The sequence below is a fragment of the Novosphingobium aureum genome (genome assembly GCF_015865035.1).
GTDB lineage: Bacteria > Pseudomonadota > Alphaproteobacteria > Sphingomonadales > Sphingomonadaceae > Novosphingobium > Novosphingobium aureum.
Map to the genome: position 1 here is coordinate 254,824 of NZ_JADZGI010000002.1, position 22,372 is coordinate 277,195.

16 protein-coding genes and 2 riboswitches are annotated in these 22,372 nt (G+C 66.0%); of the genes, 4 read left to right on the plus strand and 12 right to left on the minus strand.

What is annotated here, in order from left to right:
* Positions 1 to 11: 11 nt before the first annotated feature.
* Positions 12 to 1,946: a TonB-dependent receptor plug domain-containing protein gene (locus I5E68_RS14315; RefSeq protein WP_197165183.1), complete on the minus strand. Its 1,935-nt coding sequence runs from the start codon at positions 1,944 to 1,946 to the stop codon at positions 12 to 14.
* Positions 1,947 to 2,153: 207 nt separating this feature from the next.
* A riboswitch (cobalamin riboswitch) is annotated at positions 2,154 to 2,347 on the minus strand.
* A 59-nt stretch (positions 2,348 to 2,406) separates the two neighbouring features.
* A riboswitch (cobalamin riboswitch) is annotated at positions 2,407 to 2,606 on the plus strand.
* 184 nt (positions 2,607 to 2,790) lie between these two features.
* Here I5E68_RS14315 and I5E68_RS14320 point away from each other — a divergent pair.
* From I5E68_RS14320 to I5E68_RS14330, 3 genes are read left to right on the plus strand one after another with little or no spacing between them, the layout of a single operon-like run.
* Positions 2,791 to 3,408, plus strand: coding sequence for a hypothetical protein (locus tag I5E68_RS14320; protein ID WP_197165184.1), 618 nt, complete (start codon positions 2,791 to 2,793; stop codon positions 3,406 to 3,408).
* Positions 3,405 to 4,031, plus strand: coding sequence for a cob(I)yrinic acid a,c-diamide adenosyltransferase (gene cobO, locus I5E68_RS14325; RefSeq protein ID WP_197165185.1), 627 nt, complete (start codon positions 3,405 to 3,407; stop codon positions 4,029 to 4,031). Before I5E68_RS14320 ends, cobO begins: the two co-directional genes overlap by 4 nt.
* Positions 4,028 to 5,371, plus strand: a complete 1,344-nt coding sequence (locus I5E68_RS14330) for a cobyrinic acid a,c-diamide synthase CobB (RefSeq protein WP_197165186.1) — start codon at positions 4,028 to 4,030, stop codon at positions 5,369 to 5,371. The genes cobO and I5E68_RS14330 overlap by 4 nt, the downstream gene beginning before the upstream one ends.
* Positions 5,372 to 5,399: 28 nt before the next feature.
* Here I5E68_RS14330 and I5E68_RS14335 read toward each other — a convergent pair whose 3' ends face one another.
* The 10 genes from I5E68_RS14335 to I5E68_RS14380 all read right to left on the minus strand — a co-directional run bounded on the left by I5E68_RS14335 (position 5,400) and on the right by I5E68_RS14380 (position 19,888).
* The gene (locus tag I5E68_RS14335; RefSeq protein WP_197165187.1) at positions 5,400 to 7,502 is read right to left on the minus strand and encodes a discoidin domain-containing protein; all 2,103 of its coding nucleotides are present in this window, start codon (positions 7,500 to 7,502) and stop codon (positions 5,400 to 5,402) included.
* 155 nt (positions 7,503 to 7,657) lie between these two features.
* Positions 7,658 to 10,495, minus strand: a complete 2,838-nt coding sequence (locus tag I5E68_RS14340; RefSeq protein WP_197165188.1) for a TonB-dependent receptor — start codon at positions 10,493 to 10,495, stop codon at positions 7,658 to 7,660.
* 190 nt (positions 10,496 to 10,685) lie between these two features.
* Positions 10,686 to 12,113 carry a glycoside hydrolase family 43 protein gene (locus tag I5E68_RS14345; RefSeq protein WP_197165191.1) on the minus strand — a complete coding sequence of 476 codons (1,428 nt, stop codon included), beginning with the start codon at positions 12,111 to 12,113 and terminating at the stop codon, positions 10,686 to 10,688.
* 116 nt (positions 12,114 to 12,229) lie between these two features.
* On the minus strand, positions 12,230 to 13,249 hold the full coding sequence (locus I5E68_RS14350; protein ID WP_370463767.1) for an arabinan endo-1,5-alpha-L-arabinosidase: 1,020 nt from the start codon (positions 13,247 to 13,249) through the stop codon (positions 12,230 to 12,232).
* Between the two features lie 17 nt (positions 13,250 to 13,266).
* Positions 13,267 to 13,887, minus strand: a complete 621-nt coding sequence (locus I5E68_RS14355) for a 2-dehydro-3-deoxy-6-phosphogalactonate aldolase (protein ID WP_197165195.1) — start codon at positions 13,885 to 13,887, stop codon at positions 13,267 to 13,269.
* A complete protein-coding gene (locus tag I5E68_RS14360) occupies positions 13,884 to 14,774 on the minus strand; it encodes a 2-dehydro-3-deoxygalactonokinase (RefSeq protein WP_197165197.1) in 891 nt (296 codons plus the stop codon). The genes I5E68_RS14355 and I5E68_RS14360 overlap by 4 nt, the downstream gene beginning before the upstream one ends.
* Positions 14,771 to 16,336, minus strand: a complete 1,566-nt coding sequence (locus I5E68_RS14365) for an alpha-N-arabinofuranosidase (RefSeq protein ID WP_197165199.1) — start codon at positions 16,334 to 16,336, stop codon at positions 14,771 to 14,773. Before I5E68_RS14365 ends, I5E68_RS14360 begins: the two co-directional genes overlap by 4 nt.
* Before the next feature lie 23 nt (positions 16,337 to 16,359).
* Entirely contained in the window at positions 16,360 to 17,286 is a 927-nt protein-coding gene (locus tag I5E68_RS14370) for a Gfo/Idh/MocA family protein (RefSeq protein ID WP_197165201.1), read from the minus strand.
* Positions 17,287 to 17,289: 3 nt separating this feature from the next.
* Positions 17,290 to 18,291 carry an AraD1 family protein gene (gene araD1, locus I5E68_RS14375; protein ID WP_197165203.1) on the minus strand — a complete coding sequence of 334 codons (1,002 nt, stop codon included), beginning with the start codon at positions 18,289 to 18,291 and terminating at the stop codon, positions 17,290 to 17,292.
* Between the two features lie 67 nt (positions 18,292 to 18,358).
* Positions 18,359 to 19,888: an aldehyde dehydrogenase (NADP(+)) gene (locus I5E68_RS14380; protein ID WP_197165204.1), complete on the minus strand. Its 1,530-nt coding sequence runs from the start codon at positions 19,886 to 19,888 to the stop codon at positions 18,359 to 18,361.
* Positions 19,889 to 20,018: 130 nt separating this feature from the next.
* Between I5E68_RS14380 and I5E68_RS14385 the strand changes: the two genes are divergently transcribed.
* A complete protein-coding gene (locus tag I5E68_RS14385; RefSeq protein WP_197165205.1) occupies positions 20,019 to 20,786 on the plus strand; it encodes a FadR/GntR family transcriptional regulator in 768 nt (255 codons plus the stop codon).
* 144 nt (positions 20,787 to 20,930) lie between these two features.
* Here the strand turns inward: I5E68_RS14385 and I5E68_RS14390 are convergent, their stop codons facing one another.
* On the minus strand, positions 20,931 to 22,259 hold the full coding sequence (locus I5E68_RS14390; RefSeq protein ID WP_197165206.1) for a sugar MFS transporter: 1,329 nt from the start codon (positions 22,257 to 22,259) through the stop codon (positions 20,931 to 20,933).
* Between the last annotated feature and the right edge of the window lie 113 nt (positions 22,260 to 22,372).

Below are 22,372 nucleotides of genomic sequence, written 5' to 3' on the forward strand. Positions count from 1 at the left end.
TGCATCGGTCATTACAGCCGGCTCCGCAGGCCAACGTAGACCGTGCGGCCCAGTGCGCCGTAGCCACTGGCGGTCTCGTAGCGCTTGTCGGCAAGGTTCTCGACGCGCCCGTAAAGCGTGAGCGCCGGCGCGATCCGGTACTGCGCACGCAAGTCGATCAGCCAGTAATCCTCGAGCACGACCGAGCTGCTCGCCGAGGTGAAGCTCTCGCCCGAGTAGCGCGCCGCAACGCTGGCGCGCAGCCCCGCGGGGAGCTCGATACCGCCCTCGACGTTGGCGAGGTGGCGCGGAACGCGGGCCAGCTGGCGACCGTAGGTCGAGGCGTCCGGCGTGCGGTCCTCGGCCTCGATCCAGCTGTAGTTGCCCTGAGCAAAGAGAACGTTCCAGCGAGCGGAGGCGCCCAGTTCGAGCCCCTTGGCATGGCTGCGGTTGGTATTGGCGTAATACCCGAAGCGCGTGTCCTGCGTACCCGGCACGTAGCACACGTCCGGCAGGGCCCCGCTCGTCGGGCAATAGGCGAAGTCGATGAGATTGTCGGTGTCGCGTTCGAACCAGGTGGCACTGGCGCGCAAGATCTCGCCGAGCCCCTGCTCCACGCCGACCTCCCAGCCCTTGGCCTTCTCCGGCGCCAGCCCGGCGTTGCCGTAGCTGGAATAGAGCTGGTAGAGCGAAGGCGCCTTGTAACCCTCGTCGTAGCTTGCGCGGATCAGGCTCGCGCCGTCGTTGGGCGTATAGACACCACCCGCGCTGAACACGGTGTTCCCGCCAAACAGCGACTGATCGTCATGGCGCAGGCCGCCATTGAGCGTGAGCCCGTCGATGGGAGTCACGCGCAGCTGCGCATAGACGCTGTTTGTGTCCACCGAGTAGGGTGTAAGCGTATAGGGATCGGCATTGTCGCGCGGCGAGGCCGTGGTCATGCGCTGTTCTTCGCGCTCCGCGCCGAACACCGCCTGGATCGCATCGCTCAGCGTCAGCGTGCCCTGGTACTCGAAGCGGCGCACCCGCCCGTGAGCATCGAAGCTGATCGTGCGCACCGAGCGCGTGGGATCGAAGTTTTCGCGGTCGGTCTCGGTCTGCAGCACCGCCACCCGGTTGACGAGGCGCCCGTCGAACAGCGCGAAGTTGAGCCCGGCATAGCCCGACCACTCCTGCGTGGTGCCGAAGTTCAGGGTATCGCCCGAGGACCCGTCGAAGTCGTTACGGCTGTCGGACCAGTATCCGCGCAGGTCGAGCGAGAGGTCCGGTGCCAATCGTGCGGTTATCGTGCCGCTTGCCGCGCTGCGCGAATATCCGTCGTCCTCGGTGCCGTTGGAACGTGCGGAGATGCCGTCGGTCGCGAAACGCGAGCCAGAGATGCGCCAGTCGATCGCATCGCTGGTGCCGCCAAGCCCGCCCCGCGCCGAGACGGTCTGGTTGGAGCCGGCCTCCAGTGCGAAACTGCCTTCGAGCGGCTCTACGGGCTTGCGCGTGGTGACGTTGACGACACCGCCGATGGCATCGCTGCCCCACAGGATCGACTGCGGCCCGCGCAGGATCTCGACGCGCTCGGCATCGTCGAGAAACAGGTTGGCATAACCGTAGCCACCCGCCGTCGAGGAGGCATCGGACAGGCGCATGCCGTCGAGCACCATCACGCTCTGCCCGCCATCGGCGCCGCGGATACGCAAGGTCGTCGCGGTGCCGTAGCCACCGTTGCGCGACATCGAGATGCCCGGCGTGCGCAGCAGCACGTCGGTCAGCGCGATCGGCTGCGCGGCTTCGAGTTCCTCGCTGTCGAGGACGGTCACGCTGGCGGAGACACGTTCGCTCTCGACCGGGGTGCGCAGGATCGAGACGACGATCTCGCCGGGTTCTTCCTCGGCGAAGGCAGGTACCGCTGCAAGAGCGAAGGCAGCAGCGGAAACGGAGGCGGCAAACGTGGGCTTGGTATTCAAACGGGTCACGAAAAGATCCCTTCAGGCAAACGGCTTCGTGCCCGCCGGATGCCCGTGGCGAAGGGAGACTTCGTGCTGGAACCCGCATGCAATGCGGACACGACACGGCGCCCCCTCGCCCGGTTGCGCCCGGCAAGGCGGTGGCTGTCGTTGCGCGAGGGGTGGCCTGCTTCTTGGCGCAGGCGACCTCGAACACCCGGTGCACCCTGCCCGGATGAAGAACGACCGCGTCAGGCAGGTCTCCTGGCTCACGGGTCAGCGCCGTACCGGCCGCCTTCTCGGGACCGTGATGGATCCCAATGGCGTGATGGCCGGATGGCTCGCCGCTTACAGTTGCAGGGGCAGCCCGGGATTTTCACCCGAGTTCCCTTTTGATCCCCTCACGGGGAACCTGTCGCAAAGGGGCAACTATCGTGCAGTATGCCCCAAGGCAAGTGGCATATGCTTGCGCCGAAACGAAAGCTCGACTATCCGGGCCAGTGTATCGGGTGCCCGAAAGGGCTTAATCGGGAAGTCCGGGCCGCGGCATTGAGCCGCGCTGGCCGGCACTGCTCCCGCAACTGTAACCGGTGAGCGCGGCGCCATTTCGCCATTGGGGTTTCCCTGAGAAGGCGGCGATCGCGCGAGGAACCGGCAAGTCAGGAAACCGGCCCGATGCCGTCGTTCCTTCGCACGGGCGGGATGCACCGGGCGGACTGGGGATAATCCCTTGACGGACGACAGCCGAATGTCGCGTCGAGGGGAGTCCGTTGCAAGTCACTGTCTGCCTTCCCGGCCATGCCCTCACCGTCTCGTGCCGCCGTGCACGGACGCGCGACTCATTGCGTTTCCCGATCTGAAAGGGACCCGATTGATGAGCCGTCCTACCGATACTCTCTCCGCTGCTCCGGGCATCCGCCCCGAGCGTTTCCAGCTCGCCGTCTTCGGCGCGCTTGCCGGGGTCATGCTGCTGACCCGCTCGCATGCCCTCACCCACGTCGTCCACCTGCCCGCGACCGCGCTGGCGAGCTATTTCGTGCTCGGCTATTTCGTGCGCCGCGCTTCGGCCTTTGCCGCGCTCTTCGCGCTGGGCTGGGGGATCGACGTGGTCTCGATCGGCATGCTCGGCGTCTCCGATTTCTGCTACACCCCCGCCTACCTCATGCTCGTCCCGGCCTATGGCGTGATGTGGGTGGCCGGACGCCAGGTCCGCATGCTGCCCGAGCGTGCCGCCTCGATCCCGCTCGCCCTGTTCACGCTTGTAGCCGCGACTTTCGTGTCGCACCTTTGCTCGAGCGGTGGCTTCTACGCCTTCTCCGGTCGTTTCCCCGAACCCACGATCGCCGGCTTCCTGCCGCGTCTCGCGCGCTATTTCCCGATGACGCTGACCTCCAGCCTGATGTGGACCGGCGTCGCGGCCGCGCTGTGGATGCTCGTGCGCACCGCACGCCCGGCGCTCGCGCGCGCCTTTGCGCAGAGCAAGGCGCGATGAGCGAGACCGACGAACTCGCCGGTCTCAGTGAGGAAGAGCGTCGCCACAAGCTGCGCACGCAAAAGCACAAGGCCGTGGTCGATGCCCGCATCGCCACGGCCAAGGTCGACAAGGGCCTGCTGCTGGTGCTCACCGGCAACGGCAAGGGCAAGTCGTCGAGCGCCTTCGGCATGGTCGCGCGCATGCTCGGCTATGGTCGCAAGGTCGCGATCTTCCAGTTCATCAAGGGCAAGCAGGATGTGGGTGAGCGCGCCTTCCTCTCGCGCCAGCCCGGAGTGACCTGGGAGAACTGCGGCGAGGGCTTCACTTGGGAGACCCAGAACCGCGCGCGCGACATCGCCGCTGCCGAGGCAGGCTGGGAGAAGGCCAGGGCTGCCCTGTCCGATCCCGAGATCGCGCTGGTGGTGCTCGACGAGCTGACCTACCTCGTCACTTACCGCTACCTCGACCTCGACGAGGTCACCAAGGCGCTGCGCGAGAGGCCGGCGATGCAACACGTCGTCGTCACCGGCCGCGCCGCCCATGCCGATCTCATCGAGATGGCCGACACGGTCAGCGCAATCCGCGACGAGAAGCACGCCTTCCGCGCCGGGGTCCGCGCCCAGCAGGGCATCGACCTTTGAGCAAGGCCCCCGCCTCCTGTCCTGCTCTCCTGGTGGCAGCGCCCGCCTCCGGGCAGGGCAAGACCACCGTCACCGCCGCGCTCGCCCGCCTGCATCGCAGGGCCGGGCGGCGCGTGCGCGTGTTCAAGTGCGGGCCCGACTTCCTCGATCCGATGGTGCTCGAGGCGGCCAGCGGCGCGCCGGTCCACCAGCTCGACCTGTTCATGTTGGGCGAAGCGCGATGCCGCGCCCTGCTCCACGAAGCCGCCTGCGAGGCCGACCTGATCCTCGTCGAGGGGGTCATGGGCCTGTTCGACGGCGATCCCAGCGCCGCCGACCTTGCCGCGCGCTTCGACCTGCCCGTGCTGGCGGTGATCGACGGCTCGGCCATGGCCCAGACCTTCGGCGCCATCGTCAAGGGGCTCGATAGCTACCGCAGCGATGTCTCGGTGGGCGCGGTCCTCGCCAACCGGGTGGGGAGCGAGCGCCACGCCGCCATGCTCGAAAGCTCGGTCCCCGGCGGCATCCGCTGGCTCGGCGCATTGCCGCGCAGCGAAGAGGCGAGCCTGCCCGAGCGGCATCTCGGGATCATGCAGGCGGGCGAGATCGGCGATATCGACGCCCGGCTAGACCTGTTTGCCGACCTGCTCCCCGAGGCCGCCTTGCGCCTGCCCGAGCCGGTCGCCTTTCCCGCCCCTCCCCCGCGTGACCCAATAGTCCCGGTCCTTGAGGGCAAGACCGTCGCCATTGCGCGCGATGCAGCGCTCGGCTTCATCTACCCGGCAAATTTAGAGATGCTCGAGGCGATGGGCGCGCGCCTCGCATTCTTCTCGCCACTCGCTGACGATCCGGTACCGCCCTGCGATACGCTCTGGCTGCCCGGCGGCTATCCCGAGCTGCACCTCGAGCGCCTCTCCACCAATGCCGCCTTCATCGGCTCGCTGCGCACCCACCACGCGACAGGCAAACCGATCCTCGCGGAATGCGGCGGCATGTTGCTATGCTGCGAAATGCTCACCGATGCGCGGGGCCAGAGCGCGGCAATGGCCGGTATCCTGCCCGGCAATGCCCACATGCGCCGCCGCCTCGCGGCCCTGGGCATGCAGGAAGTGATCTGCGAGGAGGAGAGCCTGCGCGGCCACACCTTCCACTATGCCGAGCTTGCCACTTCGCTCGAACCGGCGATCAGGGCCAGCTATCCCGAATACCGCCCGGGCGAGGCCATCTACCGGCACGGTTCGCTAGTCGCCAGCTTCCTGCACGCCTACTTCCCCTCGGCGCCGCTTGCGAGCCTGCGCTTGCTGGGCCTCGATGGCAGCAGCCTCGAAGCACCGCCGACACGCGTCAGCGCCGAGATCTGACCCCGCGCATCCGTGAGGTCGCGCGTGGTCAGTCCGTGCTGAAAGCCTTGAGCTCGGCGATGCGGATCGCCTTGCCCTTGCCGGGCTGCATCACCGCGCGCACCTTCTCGAAGCGATCGCGCGGCCAGGACACGCTGGTAATACCGTTGGCGACGGGCACTGCCTCGCCAAGCTTGCTCCAGCGCCCGTCGCGCCAGCCCTCGACGACGAGACTGCGCGGCGCGGCAATGGTCGCGCCGTCCTCGAAGAAACCGATCCGCACCCCGTCGAGCGCGACCGGCTTGCCGAAATCGACCGCGTACCACTGACGCGTGGACGAGCGTTCCGAAGTCCAGCCGTTGGGCAGTTCGGGATAGAACCAGAGCCGCCCGTCGATGCCGTCGTGCAGGTTTTCCGCATCGTTGGCCGACGAGGCCGAGGCCATCGGATATTCGCCGCGTACCAGCTGCACTGCGTGGTTCGTCTCGCGCTCGATCGGCGCATTGGCCTTGCGTTCGAGCGGCACCGTGAGGCGCCCGAGGTCGCCGCGATGCGCGACCTGCCTGCCGTCGACCTCGATGGTCAGGCCTGCCCCGCGTCGGTAGTGCGTGCCCTCGCGGTCCCAGGTCACCGCGACCTTGTGGCCGTGATAGGGCACGTCCTCGACGCGGAACCAGTCGAGCGCCTGTGCATCGCCGGCCTCGGGCAACAGCGGGTTGACCTCGAGCACGTCGTCAGCACGCGGGCGGATGCCGACCAGCCCGGTCATGACGAGGTCGATGAAGCCCGAATGGAAATAGTGGTGACTGCGGTCGAGCCCGACGATGGGACGGCCCGTATCGGGGTAGTAGTCCTCTTCGAGGTCGAGCTTGTCACCCTGATAATGCAGCTGCGCATACTGACGCAGCAGGCGCATGTAGTCGCTGCGCGTCACGGGCCCCGTGTTGTCGTAGTGATCGAGCAGGTTCGCCATGCCGGTCAGCACCTGTGTGGTCTGGTAGGGCCAGATCGGCCCGTTCCACTGGCACTCGGGCGCGTCGCCGAGATAGCGGTACTGGCGCATGTAGTATTCGTAGTTCGCCTCGACCGTGCGCATACCGGCCTCACCCGCCAGCGAGGCGGGATCGAGCAGGTGCGCCCAGGCGGCCGCGAACTTGGGATCGTCGGGCACCGCGTCGAACATCCAGGGCAGGTAGCCGACCAGCTCGCGATTGCGGATCGGCTCCCAGTATTTCACGAATTCGTTGTCGACGCGGAAACGGTCGGTGAAGTGGGCAAGCTTGGGGTTCCACAAGGCTTCGAGCATGCGCTTTTGCAGCACCTGTGCCTTGTCGGCGAATTCGTTCGAGAGGGCCTCGTCACCGGTCATCGCCGCGATCTTCGAAATCGCGCGAGCATTGCCGATCATGTAGCTGTTGACCGAAGGACGGAAGGCATAGCCGCCTCCGAACCCGTCCTTGCCACCCGAGGCGTCGATCGAGGACACGGTGTACTCGGTCGCATCGAGCAGCGGCTCGGCCCAGTAGAGACCCTTGGTGAATTCGAAGTGGTCTTCCCACAATCCGTAGATGTGGCGCATGACCTTCAGGTGCTTCTCGACCGCCGCCTTGTCGCCGTCGACGAGATAGCGCCCCCAAGTCGAGTCCGCCATGTGGTCGGTGAAGTGGCGGTCGTTGCCGCCCTCGTACATGAAGTCGATGTAGTCGCTGACGAAGCGACGGTCGTTGAGCCAGCGCCCTTCGGCGATGTGGAAGCCGCTCGCATCGTTGAGGCTGGCATAGGGTTCACGCTGCCAGCCCACGTCATCGGCGAACTCGGTGGTGACGTAACCCTTGTCGCCAAGGTCGCGCTGGTGAGCGCGATAGATCGACCAGCGGTAATACCAGACCGCGTCGAGCTTCGGGTCGGCGCTCTCGAAATAGGGGATGCGGTCCTGGTACCAGGGCGCATCGTTGCCGAAGCGGGCGCGGGCGATAGCGTCATGGTCGAACAGGTTGCCCGTCGCCGCTTCGCTCGCACTGGGCGGCGCGGCATCGCCGGGCGCAAAAGTCGCCGCGACGAGAAGCGGAGAGACCGCGATCAGCGCGGCTCCGGCGAGAACCCTCGCCAGAAGCCTCTTGCGGGGGATTTGCCGGATACTGCGCCGTGCCATGTCTGCTCCTCTTCGCGTGCTGCCATCTGCGGCCCGGACAGGCCGCGGCCGCATCCCGGAGCGGTTGGGAGAGAGAGAGGTTTGCTCCGGAATGCGGCCGGGTGTCCGGAACGGCGCGCCGAATGGCAAAGGCACGCCGCTCCGGGTTTTCGGTATCAGTCGAACTTGAAGCGCACGCCAACCGCAAAGGTACGGTCGAGGAGCAGGGTGCTCGAGTTCATCAGGTCGGCGCCGCCGGCAGCACCGTACTTGTAGTAGTTCTGCTGCTTCGACTTGGTCAGGTTCACCGCATCGAAGGTCACCGCGATATCGTCGGTGGCATTGAGAGTGAGCTGCAGGTCGAGGCTGCTCTCAGGACGGCGCCACATGCCGATCGGGTTGGCGAAGGCACGTGCCTCGTTGTTGTTGAGGAAGCCCTTGCGCCAGACATACGACAGGCGCGCACCAACCGGACCGCGCTGGTAAGCCAGCGTGGCGTTGTACGAGAACTTCGACACCGCGAAGAAGTCCGACTTCGAATAGGTAATGTTCCCATCCGTGTCGGTATCCGGGATCGTCTGCTCGGAGTCGAGGATCGTCGCACTGCCCTGGAAGCCGAGACCGTCGAGAATGCTCGGCAGATAGCTCGGGAAGTAGGTCAGGCCGATTTCCACGCCCTTGAGCACGCCGTCCGAGGCATTGCTGGGGCGAGTTACCTGGAAGTAGTCAGTCGCCGTGCTGCCCTGGATCGGATTGTCCGGGATGTACTCAAGCGTCGTCAGCGGAACCACGAGGCCCTCGATCTCGCGGCGGAAGGCGGTCACGTAGATCGCACTGTTGCGCTCGAAATACCATTCGACAGCGACGTCATAGTTCTTCGAAGTCGTGGCGCGCAGGTCTGCGTTGCCTGCGCTGCCGGTGCCGAAGCCGAGCCCCGAGAGGTCACCCGTGAGCGAGACGTTCGGGTTGAGATCGCCGAATGCCGGACGGCGCAGCGTCTCGCCGTAGTTGAAACGCACGCGCAGGTTCGGCGTGATCTCGTAACGCGCGGTGAAACTGGGCAGCAGCTTGAGCTGTCCGGTCGAGACGTCGGTCCGCGCAAGGCCTGCATAACGATCGAAGTAGCTGTAGTCGGTGTCGATCGCCACGAGACGGGCACCACCCTCGACCATCAGCGGACGGCCGAAGATGTCGATCTGGCCATCGGCGAGCAGGTAGGCCGATGTGGTGACCTCCTTGATCCCGAAGACCTTGTCGAAGCTCATCTGGTCGGACAGCAGCAGGTTCGGATTGGTGGCCTGGTAAAGCGAGCGGATCGCGTCGGCGTTGTCGTAGATCGCCTTGCCGTCAGGCAGAACCCAGCTGGTCGGCACATCCGCCTGGCCGTCGAAGAAGCCGCCATTGGTATAGACATACTGGTCGCCCAGGGCTGCGAGCGTGCCACCGATCGCTCCGGCACTCTGCTCGCGCACGAAGGTCGATGCCTTGCGGCTGTCGAAGCGGAAACCCGCCTTGATGCGGCGCAGGAAGCCTGAATCCCACTCGTTCGAACCATCGAGCATGAAGGTCCAGGCGCTGCCGGTTCCCTTGGTTCCGTTGTCGAAGAGATCGCCCACGGTCCAGGCATTGGGATCGGTCAGCACTTCGGGCGTGCCGAAGCTGTAGGAGGGAATGCCACCACCAGCGTTGAAATCGACATCGAGGTCGAGCGGGCCACGATTGGTGCGCATCGCGAAGAACGAAGTCTCGTTCTTGGAATCCTGATAGGTCAGGTCGGCGACGATCTTGCCGCGATCGCCCACGTCCCAGTCGGCATTCAACGCATAAACATAGCTGTCGGTCCGGTTGGTCGCATAGTCGGCACTGTTGAAGCCGGCCACATCGCCCATCGTGCGCGACTTGATGACGTTGGTACCGTCGTAAAGCTCGAAGGTGTCGCCCGGATTGTCTCCGAGGCTGCCCCACCAGTCGGCAAAGCTGAACAGCAGCGAGTTGGAGGTGTTGCCCCTGAAGCCGCTGTAGAAGAACTCTGCGGTGTAGGTCGAACGGTCATTGGGCGCCCACTGCAGGGCGGCATTGACCGAGGGACGCTCACGCTTGCCGTAAAGGTCAGAGCTGATCACCGCGTCACGCGAGAGGTAGTAAGGAACCTCGACGCCGTCGATGTTGAGGGTCGAGCCCGGCTCGGTCGGAAGACCGGCGTTGAGGCCGGGCGTCCAGTACGGATTGCTGGGATCGGTATTGGGGAAAATGCGCTGGAGCGGCGTCAGCCAGGTACCCGAGGGCGGGTTCTCCGTAGCGAACGGTACGAGCGCGCCGGACTGTACGTTCTGATTGCGGTAGTTGTAGCGCGTGTAGCTGGCATTCACGAGCACGCCGATCTCACCGATACCGGTGTCCCAGCGGTCGGCTACGAGCAGTGCCGCATTGGGATTAATCTCGTCGGCCATCTCGCTGTAGATGCCGCGGGCAAGCCCGGAAATGGTGAAACCGTCGAAGTCGAGCGGGCGACGGGTCGCGACGTCAATCTGGCCGGCAAGACCGAATTCGAGCTGATCGGCAGAGCGCGTCTTGTAGACGTCGACCTTGCGCACGAGGTTCGCCGAAATGTCCTGCAGCGCGAACGAAGTCCCGGCCGCGGTGAAGATGTTGCGGCCATTCCAAGTGGTTACGGGATCGGAAAGACCACGGATCGTGATCGCCGAAGTCTCACCGCCAGCACGATCGGTGACCTGGATACCGGTAACGCGCTGGAGCGCCTCGACAACGTTGTTGTCCGGCAGCTTGCCGACGTCTTCGGCAACGATCGAGTCGACGATCTGGATGTTGTTCTTGCGGCTGTTGAGCGAGCCGACGATCGACGCCTTGACGCCGGTGACGATGATTTCCTCGATCGTCGGTTCGGCTGCAGCGTCGTCCTGCGCTGCGCTCGAAGCGTCCTGCGCCTGTGCAACGCTGGCGAGACTGAGCGCGAGAACGGATGCAGTGGTGAATGCGATTGGCCTGAACGCCATGATCAACCCTCCCAAAATATGGCCGGTCTATACCGTGCCTCCTGTGCAAGGGGCTGATTATTTGTCGGAGTTATTTCTTGCAAGCAAAATTTTCGCAAGCCGACCAATAAGACCAAGGGCCCCTGACAGCTGCGCGCCGCAAGAGCCCCTGGAATACAGATTTCAGCGAATCTAGTCTGACTTGATTATGTCAATCTGTTGCCCAGATGCAACGCGGGTCGCTCGACGAGACGAGCCCGGGAACCGCTCCCGTGGCGGCGATCGCCATGCCGGGCCGTGAAACCGACTCGATGCGTACCCCGCCCCGGACAGCAACGCGCCGGAAGCGGTCGGCGCCTCCCGCGAGCCCGGCCTCGGTCAGAGGCGCAAGGCCCAGGGCCCCATCTGCGCCCGCAACGATGCACTTGTCGCGCGTCAGGATCGGCGAGAGGCGGACGCTGCCATCCTCCATCGGCCAGGCGCGGATCTGGGTCTGGGGCAAGGGCAGCGAACCGCAGACCAGCTTGTCCCCTTCGTGCGCAAGGAACGCGCCGCCGGTTGCCGGGCTGTAGTAGCGCTCGGGCAGCGGGCCGTTGCCGACCGGGACACCGAAATCGGGCGTGCCGTCGGCGGCGAAGTAGAGCCGCTGGACGCGGGTGTGGCGATCGGGATTGAACAGCGGGTCGCCCTCGATCTCCTTGTAGTCGCGCCCGTGATAGACGAGCATCGGGCGGCCCTGCTCGTCCACGGTGAAGTCATTATGCCCGGGCCCGTAGACCGAAGTCTCGATGCAGGTCTGGAAGACGGGGACCTGCGACTTGGTCCAGTTCGCGGCATCGAGCAGGTCGGCCTCGGCATCGATGCTGAGCAGGCCGAGGCAATAGCGATCGTCGGTCGCGCTGGCCGAGTAGGTCATGAACAGCTTGCCGGCGTTCTCGATGACCGCCGCGCCCTCGTTGACCTTGAAGCCGCGGATCTCCCAGTCGAGAGTCGGCACCGAAAGGCGCGTCGCCGGTCCCACGGTGAGCGGTCCGGTCATCTTCGCGATGTAGAGGTTCGAATTGGTCTCGATGCCCGGCTCGCGCTGCGCCCAGGTGAAATAGCGGATGCCGCGGTGGATGAAGACCTTGGAATCGAGATTGAAGCTGTCCCACGGCGCCTTGAATTCGCCCAGAGTGGTCCAGTTTCCGGTCATCGGGTCGGGCCCGTCGCAGGCAACGGCATACGTGCGGATGCGGAAGACATCCTCGCCGCCGCCCGAAGGACCGGCCGCGAAATGCACGTACCACTTGCCATCGATCCGGCTCATTTCGGGCGCCCAGATGAAGCCCGAGAGCGGGCCGCTTTCCTCGTGCCGCCACAGCACGCGTTCCTCGGCGGTGGCGAGCCCGGCGATAGTCTTCGCGCGGCGCAGTACCAGGCGATCGTACTCGGGCACCGAGCCGGTCATGTAGTAGTAGCCGTCGTCATTAAGGAAGACCTGCGCATCGGCGCGGTTCTTGACGAGCGGATTGACCGGACCGGGCACGGCGGCAACGGCGCTGGCCGGCCCCATGACCGAGCGTCCGGCGCTGGTGCAGGCCATCGGCAGGAGCGCGGCCCCGGCGGCGAAAGTACGGCGCGAAACGGTAAAGTTCATCTTGTCCTCTCCGATGCAATTTCGGCAGCTCCCGCCCTTCCCATGCCTCGCCGGGAAATGATCGGAAGTTTGGCGGGCGCCCCGGCCGGGGGACCGGGACGCCCGCCGGTGGGTAATCAGTAGCGGGCCACCGGCCAGCCGTCCGCGCCCCATTCGAGCGGGGCAATGCGCAGCGTGGGCGCGCCGTTGTTTTCCCGGTCGTAGGCGTGGTAGACGAGGTAGGTGGTGCCGTCCTCGTCGGTGAAGGCACCAACGTGGCCGGGACCGCGAAAGCGTTCCTTCTCCTGCAGGTCCGCACGCAGCAGGATACTCCCGCCGCCTTGCATCAGCGTGCTGCCGTCCTTGCCGAGATAGGGCCCGGTCACTGCACGCGAGCGCCCCATGACGGTGTAATAGGTGCTGTTCACGCCCTTGCAGCAGTAGTCGTAGGAGACCAGCAGGTAGTACCAGCCCCCGTGCGCGACGATGAACGGCGCCTCTACCGGAGCCGGGCCGCCCGCAGGCGCGGGGCGGCGCGCGATCGAATGCGGCTTGGCGCCGGGCCGGGGCTTGCCCGTTTCGGGATCGAGCGCGAAGAGCTTGATCCCGGTCCAGAAGCTGCCGAGCGAAAGCCACTGGCGTCCCTTGTCATCGACGATCAGGTTGGGATCGATGGCGTTGAAATCGCTCTCGGGCGTCGAGCCGACGACATAGCCATGGTCGGTCCAATGATAGTCCGGGGAGGCAGGATCGAGCGTCGGGCTGGTCGCAAGGCCGATGGCCGAGCGGTTCGAGCCGAAGGTCGAGACCGAGTAATAGAGGCGGTACTGACCATTTACATATGAGATATCGGGTGCCCAGATGCCCTCGGTGCCGGGGATCTTCTCCTTGGCCCATGCCGGGATTTCATCGAAGACCGCACCTGCATCTTTCCAGGTCTTGAGATCCTTCGAGGTCTTGATCCCGATGTAGCGGCCAACCGTGCTGAAGACGTAGTAGGTGTCTGCCTCGCGGATGATCACCGGGTCATGGACGATGAGATCGCCCGAAAGCTGGCTGTTGAGCGTGGGCTGAGCGGCGCTTTCCTGCGCCTGCGCGCCAAGCGGAAGCGCCGCGAGCGCGAGGCTCAGGGCAGCGATGCCGAAACGCAGCGTCATGGCCCGCATCCTTCCGCTCAGGCCCAGGCCGCGACGAGGTCGCGTGCCTTGGCGCCGACCGTCTCGGCACTGTCGCCCGGACGATAGAGGCTGCCGCCCACGCCGATGCCGAACACGCCTGCCGCGCGGTATTCAGCCAGGTTGGCCGGCCCGACACCGCCCACGGCCCACAGGCGGCAATCCTTCGGCAGGACATCGCCAATGGCCTTGATGTAGCCTGCGCCCAGCACCGAGCCGGGAAACACCTTGAGATTGCGCGCGCCAGCCGCGATGGCGGCAAAGGCCTCGGTCGGCGTCAGAAACCCGGGCAGGACGTCCATGCCAAGCTCGATCGAGCGGGCGATAACCGCAGCGTCGATATTGGGAGAGACCATGAAGGTGCCCCCCGCCCCGGCGAGTGCTTCTGCCAGATCGGTGCCGATCACGGTGCCGCCGCCGATGGCCGCCCGGTCACCGAGCGCTGCCTGAAGCGCTGCGATCGAACCTGCCGGATCGGGTGAATTGAACGGCACCTCGATCAGGCGGATGCCCGCTTCGACGAGCGCCTCGCCGATGGCGACGACCTCGTGCGTCTCGACCCCGCGCAGGATCGCGACGATGGGCTTGGCCCCGCTGGCGAGGACTTCATCGATCTTCATGCTGTAACTCCACTGGCCTGCCGGAGGCCTGCAAGGACGGCCTCGTCGCCGTCGATCATGGTCACCGCGATACCGCTGGCCTCCAGCGCCCGGCGATAGAGCGCCGAGATCGTGGCATCGCCGATCAGGTATACAGGGCCATGCCTGTCATCCTGCGCCGTAACCTCGCCGCCGACAAGCAGCCCGGAGAGGTACCCGCGCGACCACTCGCTCGAGCGCCCCTGCACGATGCGCGCGGCGCGTGCCTCGAACAGGCTTGCACCGAGCGGCTCGCCGCAGCGTTCGAGACCGCGTGCGAAGCCTTCGTCGAAAGTGCCTTCGCCCGCGACTTCCGGCCCGCCGAGCGTCGAGTGCCCGGTGAGCAGCGCGAAGAGCTCTCCGGTGGGATAGGTGCGAAAGCCGGTGATCGCGCCATCGACCAGCTCGACCCACTTGCAGTGCGTGCCGGGCAGCACGACGAGGTGCCGCCCGCTCGCAAGCTCGGGGATGAGAGCCATGGCTCCGAAGACCTGCGTCTCCTCACCGCGCATCACGTCGGGCACCTCGCCGACGCCATCGCCCCCGGTGCAAACACCGGGAAGGACGCTGACTTCGACGTCGGCAACCTGTGTACGCGTCGGCGCCGAGAGCCAGGCCTCGCGGCTCGCCGGGCAGGCCACGTAGCCTGCATCGACGAGGCCGCCCTTGGCCCCAGCCATCCCGCACAGAGTCACCGCTTCGACCCCGCCTTCGGCGATCCAGGGTGCGAGCCTTTCGCCAAGCACTGCCCCGGCTTCGCCCGAGAGCGCGCCGGGACCGCTCGCGCGGTCGGTCACGGCCCCGCCCTCGGCCCGGTAGAGCCTGAGGCGGGTCGTTCCCCAATCGCCGAAGACGCGGGCCTTGCTCATTGCAGTTCGAGCACCACGACCGACTTGGCCGGAAGCGTCACGACAAGCTTGCCACCCTCGATCCGCGCGCCCGAGAATGCTGCGGGCTTGACCGCATCGGGATCGTCGAAGGTGTTGTGCGAGTTGATCGCCGGCGCGGTCAGGATCCGACCCGTGACCGAGCCCGCATCCATCCCGTCAAGCGCGATGGTGACGGTGTTGGTCTGCTCGGGATCGGCATTGGAAAGGCCGACGTGGACCTTGCCGTCCTTGCCCTTTACCGCAGAACCGCTGACAGCGGGCAGCGTGTACTTGCCCTTGGCGTACCACGGCGTGTCGATGTCGAGCGGCAGCACGGTCGCGTCCTGCCAGGGCTTGTACATCTCGAAGACGTGATAGGTCGGGGTCAGCACCATCTTGCTGCCCTCGGTGAAGATCATCGCCTGGAGCACGTTCACCATCTGCGCGATGGCGGTCATGCGCACGCGGTCGGCGTGCTTGGCGAAGATGTCGAGATTGATCGCCGCGATCAGGGCGTCACGCATGGTGTTCTGCTGGCGCAGGAAGCCGGGGTGCGTGCCCGGGTCCTGCTTGTACCATGCGCCCCATTCGTCGACCGCGAGGAACAGGCGCTTCTCGGGATCGTACTTGTCCATGATCGCCGCGTGCTTGGTGATCAGCTCGTCCATGCGCCATGCCTCGTGCAGCGCATCGGCCCAGCCGCTCTCGTCGAAATCGACCGGTTCGGCGCGCGGCGGCCAGCCGCCCGCGGGATGGACGTAGTAGTGCAGCGAGACACCGTCGAGCATCGGTGCGGCAATGCGCATCATCTGCTCGGTCCAGTTGTAGTCCTCGACGTTGGCACCTGCCGCGACCTTGAGGATCTTGGTCCCCGCAGGCGGCTTGATGAAGGTCGAGTAGCGGCGCGTCACGTCGGCGGCATATTCGGGACGCATGTTGCCACCGCAGCCCCACAGCTCGTTGCCGACGCCGAAGTACTTGACCTTCCACGGGTCCTTGTGGCCGTTTTCTGCACGCTCGTCGGCCAGCGAACCTGCCGGCGCGGTCATGTACTCGATCCACTCGGCCATCTCGCGCGGGCTGCCGTTGCCGACGTTGCCCGCGACATAGGCTTCCGATCCGACCTGGCGCACCAGCTCGAAGAACTCGTGGGTGCCCACGGTGTTGGGTTCGGTCACGCCGCCCCAGTGGGTGTTGACCTTGACCGGACGCTTCTTCTGCGGGCCGACACCCTCGCGCCAGTGGTACTCGTCGGCGAAGCAGCCGCCCGGCCAGCGGATCACCGGCACCGAGAGGTCGCGCAGCGCGCCGACGACGTCGTTGCGGAAACCGTTGGTGTTCGGGATCTTGCTGTCCTTGCCGACCCACAGGCCGCCGTAGATGCCCTCACCCAGATGCTCGGCAAACTGGGTGAAGATGTCCTTGTCGTAGACCGCGCCGGGCTTGTCGGCGTGGATCGTGGCGCTCGTGGGCTGGCCGTCGGTATCGGCGTGGGCGGCGCCCGCAGCAAGGGCGCTCGCCCCCAGCATCAGCGTGGCGGCGTAGCGTAACGTCTTGAACATGTGCTCTCCCCTCCCCGGGAATATCAATCGTGGAATTCTTCGACCGCTTCGCGGCGGCCACGCAGGAATGCATCGGCGACGAGCCGCAGCGGGGCAACGTCGACATCGCTGCGCCCGCCCCGGATGAGGTTGGCGAAGCGCGCGTAAAGCCCTGCGTATTCGAGGTCTTCGTTATGCTCGGTGCCACGCGGGGTGGTGATCACCGCGCCGCCGCTGGAAAGCTTGAGCTCGCCCGCATCGGTCTCGACGATGATGTCCCAGCTCTGCGGACCGGTCTGGCGCCAGTCGAGGTCCATGTGGACCGGAGCACCCGCCGTATCCTGGAACGCGATGTCCGCCGCGATCGGCGCTGCGCGGTTGGCCGGAAGACTCAGCGTCGCGTCCTTGAGGAAGATCGGGCGCGGCAGGATGTGGGTGATGATCGAGAGGGCGTTGATGCCCGGATCGAATACGCCGAGGCCACCCGGCTCCCAGATCCAGTCCTGGCCCGGATGCCACACTCGCACGTCCTCGCGCCAGATGATCTTGGCGCTCTTGACGGTGCGCTCGGAAAGCCAGGCGCGCGCCGGGGCAACACCGGCGGCAAAGCGCGAGTGCCACGAGGCGAACAGCGTCGTGCCAACCTTGTCCGCGCGGTCCTTCAGAGCCTCGACTTCGGCGAGCGTGGCGCCCGGCGGCTTCTCGAGGAACACGTGCATGCCGGTCTTGAGCGCAGTGACGGCGATGTCGTAGCGCACCTGCGGCGGGGTGCACAGCGCCACCGCGTCGACCGCCGGACCGTTCTCGATCAGGTCCTCGAGCGTCGCGAAGTGAGCGATGCCGTCCATCGGCGGCGAATGCGGGCTGACGGTCGCGGCAATGTCGAAGTTGCCGTTGCCGCGAATGGCGGGAATGTGCTGGTCACGGGCAATCTTGCCGAGACCGACGATGCCGATGCGGATCGGGTCCATGGCTCAGAGCACCTTGACCGTGGTGACCGCCTCACCGGCCGCGTCGCGTGCCAGCGGATTGCTGACGGGCAGCGTGAAAGGCGCCGCGCTGATCTCGAAGACGTCGCCTTCGCGGGTCTCGATGCCATCGGTGCACGAGAGCGTGGCGGTGCCGAAGAAGTGCACGTGCAGGTCGCCCGGGCGACGAAACAGCGCGTACTTGAAATGGTGATGCTCGAGATTGGCGAACGAGTGCGACATGTTGCCCTCGCCCGAGAGGAACGGCTTTTCCCAGAGCACTTCGCCGTCGCGCAGGATCTTGCTCATGCCCTCGATCTTCTCGGGCACGTCGCCGATCAGCAGCTCGGGGCCGAGCGCGGCCTCGCGCAGCTTGGAGTGTGCGAGCCAGAGGTAGTTGTGACGCTCGGTCACGTGGTCGGAAAACTCGTTGGCGAGCGCGAGGCCGAGGCGGTAGGGCTGGCCATCGTTGCCGATGATGTAGATGCCCGCGAGCTCGGGCTCCTCGCCGCCGTCCTTGGCGAAAGCGGGCATGGTCAGCGTCTCGCCGGGACCGACGAGCTGCGAGCCGTCGCCCTTGTAGAACCACTCAGGCTGCTGGCCTTCGGTGCCAGCGGCGGGCTTGCCGCCCTCGAGGCCTTCCAGGAACATGCGCATCGAGTCGGTGACGTTCTCGCCCGAAGCAGCGGCCTGGTGCATCTTGTTGCGCCCTTCGGCCGAGCCGAGGTGAGTAAGGCCGGTGCCGGTCATCAGCAGGTGCGCCGGGTCCTCGTGGTCGACAGGGGCGATGATCGTACCTGCCGCCAGTTCGGCCGCGATGTCGATCGCGGCGCCTTCGCCGCAGTCCTTGGCCACCTGCGAGAGGGTCTTGCCCTCGTCGATGGCGCGCAGCGCAAGTTCGCGCACCGAGGTGACGCCGGGAAGCACGTGGGCGGCATCGCCCTGGGCCAGGATAACGGAACGTGCGCCATCGGCGGCGCGATGCTGAAGCAGGCGAAGGTAGGTCATCGGTGTCTCTCCCTGCCGCGGCGTGTCTTCTTATCGGGGGGACACGCCGCGGGTTGAGGATATGGGTTTAGTTGAGGGTCAGAGTGCCGTCGATCAGGCGCGGCGCACCGTCACCCTTGGCATCGTCGCGCAGTTCGGGCGGAAGCAGGCCCTGCGCGAGGTTCTGGTAGCTGACCGGACGCAGGAAGCGGTCGATCGCGAGGCTGCCGACCGAGGTCGAGCGCGGATCGGTGGTCGAGGGGAACGGACCGCCGTGGACCATCGCGTGGCACACTTCGACGCCGGTGGGCCAGCCGTTGGCGAGGATGCGACCGACCTTGCGCTCGAGCACGGGCAGGACGCGCGAGGCGAGCGCCTCGTCGGCCTCGTCCATGTGCAGCGTGGCGGTGAGCTGGCCTTCCAGCCCCTCGAGGACGGTCTTGAGCTCCGCCTCGTCCTTGCACACGACGACGACCGAGGAGGCACCGAAGACCTCTTCGCCCAGCGCCTTGTCGGCGAGGAACTGCTCGGCAGTAGCCTTGAACAGTACGGCGCCGCCGGTGGTGCGGGTGCCTTCTTCGCCCTTGGCGACCTGCTCGATGCCCGGTGCAGCCGAGAGCTTCTCGACGCCCTTGGCATAGGCCGCGGCGATGCCGGTGGTCAGCATGGTCTGCGGCTTGGCTTCGCTCACGGCGCCGCCGGCAGCGGCGAGGAACGCGTCGAGCCCTTCGCCCTCGATGGCGAGAACGAGGCCGGGGTTGGTGCAGAACTGGCCGGCGCTCATGCACAGCGAACCGACGAAGGCGTTGCCCAGGGCCTCGCCGCGCGCCTTGAGCGCCTCGGGAAGCAGCAGGACCGGGTTCACCGCCGACATCTCGGCGTAGACCGGGATCGGCACTTCACGGGCCTGCGCCAGCTTGGTGAGGGCAAGACCGCCCGCACGCGAGCCGGTGAAGCCGACCGCCATGATGTTGGGGTTCTGGACCAGCGCAGCGCCCAGCTCGTTCGAGGGACCGACGAGGTGCTGGAAGACGCCCTCGGGCAGACCCGAGTCGGCAACCGCCTTGCTGATCGCCTGGGCAATCATGCTGCCGGTGATCGGGTGCGCGGGGTGGCCCTTGACGACGACCGGGCAACCGGCGGCGAGCGCCGAGGCGGTGTCACCGCCCGCGGTCGAAAATGCGAGCGGGAAGTTCGAGGCACCGAACACGGCGACCGGGCCGACCGGGATCATGCGCAGGCGCAGATCGGGGCGCGGCAGCGGGGCGCGGTCGGGCATCGCGGGATCGATGCGCATCTGCAGCCACTGGCCCTTGCGCACGACGCCTGCGAACATGCGCAGCTGGCCGCAGGTACGGCCGCATTCACCTTCGGCGCGACCGCGCGGCAGACCGCTCTCGGTCATGTAGGCTTCGAACAGCGGCTCGCCCAGGGCCTGGATCTCGTCGGCGATTCGCTCGAGGAAGGCGGCACGCGTCTCGCGGTCGGTCGCGCGATAGGTGTCGAAGGCGGCTGCCGCTGCAGCGCAGGCCTTGGCCACATCTTCGGGGCCGTGAACGGCGAAGGCATCGCCGTAAGCTTCGCCGCTGGCGGCTGCTACGGAACGAAATTCGGTCATAAAGAACTCTCCTATTTACTCCGACATATTGCGAGCGGTTCGGAAACGCAATGTTTGTCGTTCCTTCATCCACCTCAGGTGTGTACGGTGGAGATTGGAGGTGACACTTTCAGTGGCAACGGGTGAAAAATTGAAACAAGATGACGCGAGCGCTCAGGACGACGCAAGCAAACCGGCGGGCTCTCCCCGCGGTCCGGGCCGACGCCTTCACGGAGCGATCGTGCACAAGCTGGGTACGGATATATTATCCGGCAAGTATGCACCCGGAGATGTTTTGTCAGGCGAGGTCGCCTTTGCCGAGGAACTGAAGGTTTCGCGCAGCGCCTATCGCGAGGCGATCCAGGTACTGACGGCCAAGGGCCTCGTCGCCAGCCGCCCCAAGGCGGGAACCCGCGTTCTGCCCCGCGACCGCTGGAACCTGCTCGACCCCGAGGTTCTGGGCTGGGCATTCGCGGGCGAACCCGACATCGATTTCGTGCGCTCCTTGTTCGAACTGCGCGCCATCGTCGAACCCGCCGCCGCTCGCTTTGCCGCGCGTCGGCGCGACAAGGACGACCTCAAGACGATGCGCGAGGCGCTCACCGCCATGCGCCGCCACACCCTCACCACCGAAGCGGGGCGCGCCGCCGACCGCGATTTCCACAATGCGATCCTGCAAGCCACGCGCAACGATGCGCTGATGGTGCTCAGCGCCTCCATCGGTGCGGCGGTGAACTGGACGACCCAGTTCAAACAGCGCGCCCGCGACCTTCCACGCAACCCGATCCCCGACCACGTGCGCGTCTATGACGCGATCGCCGCCGGCGACGAGGCCGCGGCAGCCGAGGCGATGAACGTACTCGTCGACCTTGCGCTCGACGATACCCGCAGCGCCATGGCCCAGCCCGACGCGGCCTGAGCGACGAGGCTTTACCGACGAAGCCTAACCAACGAGGCGCACCGGCAAGCCGGACAAGGGAAAGGCCCCGGAAGATCGCTCTTCCGGGGCCTTTCCTTTGCGTGTCCGGGAGAGGGTCGCCGACCGCCCTCCCGGTTGCCCTCCCTACTCGGCCGGAGCAGCCTCGGCGACCACGTCGGGCTCGGCGTGCGTGGGCTTGGAACCCCACAGCGCATAGAACAGGACGTAGAGCTCGCAGGCCGCAGTCAGCAGGAACGAAGTCTGCAGGTCGTAGGAGTCCGCGATCCAGCCCTGCACGAAGACCAGCGCGCCACCGGCAATCGCCATGACCAGCAGGCCCGAGGCCTCCTCGGTCAGCGGGCCGAGGCCCTTGATGCCCAGCGTGAAGATCGTCGGGAACATGATCGAGTGGAAAAGTCCGACCAGGATCAGCGCCCACATCGCGGTATGACCCGAGGAGAAGGTCGTTACGATCATGGTGATGAACGCGCCGATCGCGAAAACGGCGAGCACGTGCGCGGCATCGAAGCGCTGCATGATCGCCGAGCCGACGAAACGACCGACCATCATGCCGCCCCACAGGAAGGTCAGGTAGTGGCCTGCCTGCTCGAGCGACATGTTGCCAATGTCGGGACGGCTGACGAAGTTGATGAACAGGTTGCCCACGCCGATCTCGGCGATGAGATAGATGAAGATTGCCGGGATGCCGAACACCAGGTTGCGGTGCTTGAACAGCTCGGGATTGATGATGCGGCTACGCTTTTCCTTTGCGCCTTCATTCTGCGACTGCATCGAGGGCAGCGGGAACTTCGCGATGACCACGGCGAGGATCACCAGCACACCGGCGACCAGTGCATAGGGCAGGATCACCGACTGTGCGTCGGCCATGCGCTCGGCCTGGGTCAGGACCGTACCGGCCTCGGCCGTGCCGCCCTTGGAGCGACCCAGGATCAGGTAGGCGCCGAACATCGGCGCGAGCATAGTGCCCGCCGAGTTCATCGCCTGTACCAGATTGAGGCGCGAGGACGCCGTCTCGGGCTTGCCGCAGACCGCAACGTAGGGGTTTGCCGCCACCTGCAGCAGGGTGATGCCGCTGGCGATGACGAAGAGCATGACCAGCGTGACCCCGTAGGAAGGGATCGTCGCGGCCAGCATCATGCCCAGCGCACCGGCAGCCATCGTCAGCAGGCCGATCACCAGCGACTTCTTGTAGCCGACCTTCTCGATCAGCTTGGCCGAAGGGATCGAGGCGACGAAGTAGGCGATGAACCAGACCGACTCGATCAGCGTGGTCTGCGTGTAGTTCAGCTCGAACACGCTGCGCAGATGCGGCAGCAGCGTATTGTTGATGACGGTGATGAAGCCCCACATGAAGAACAGGCTTGCAAGCAGGCTCAGCGCGGGGCCGTAGCGCACGCCGGGTTCCTGCGCGACCGACGCAGGCGTATTAGTGGAAGATCCCAGGCTGGGCATGTCCATCCTCTCGTTATCAAATGCCGGCACGACAGCAGCGATCCGGCTTGCACTCTATCTATTTGTCGGACTATATGCGCCCATCGGCTTCGTCAATGGGCCGCGCAATGGTT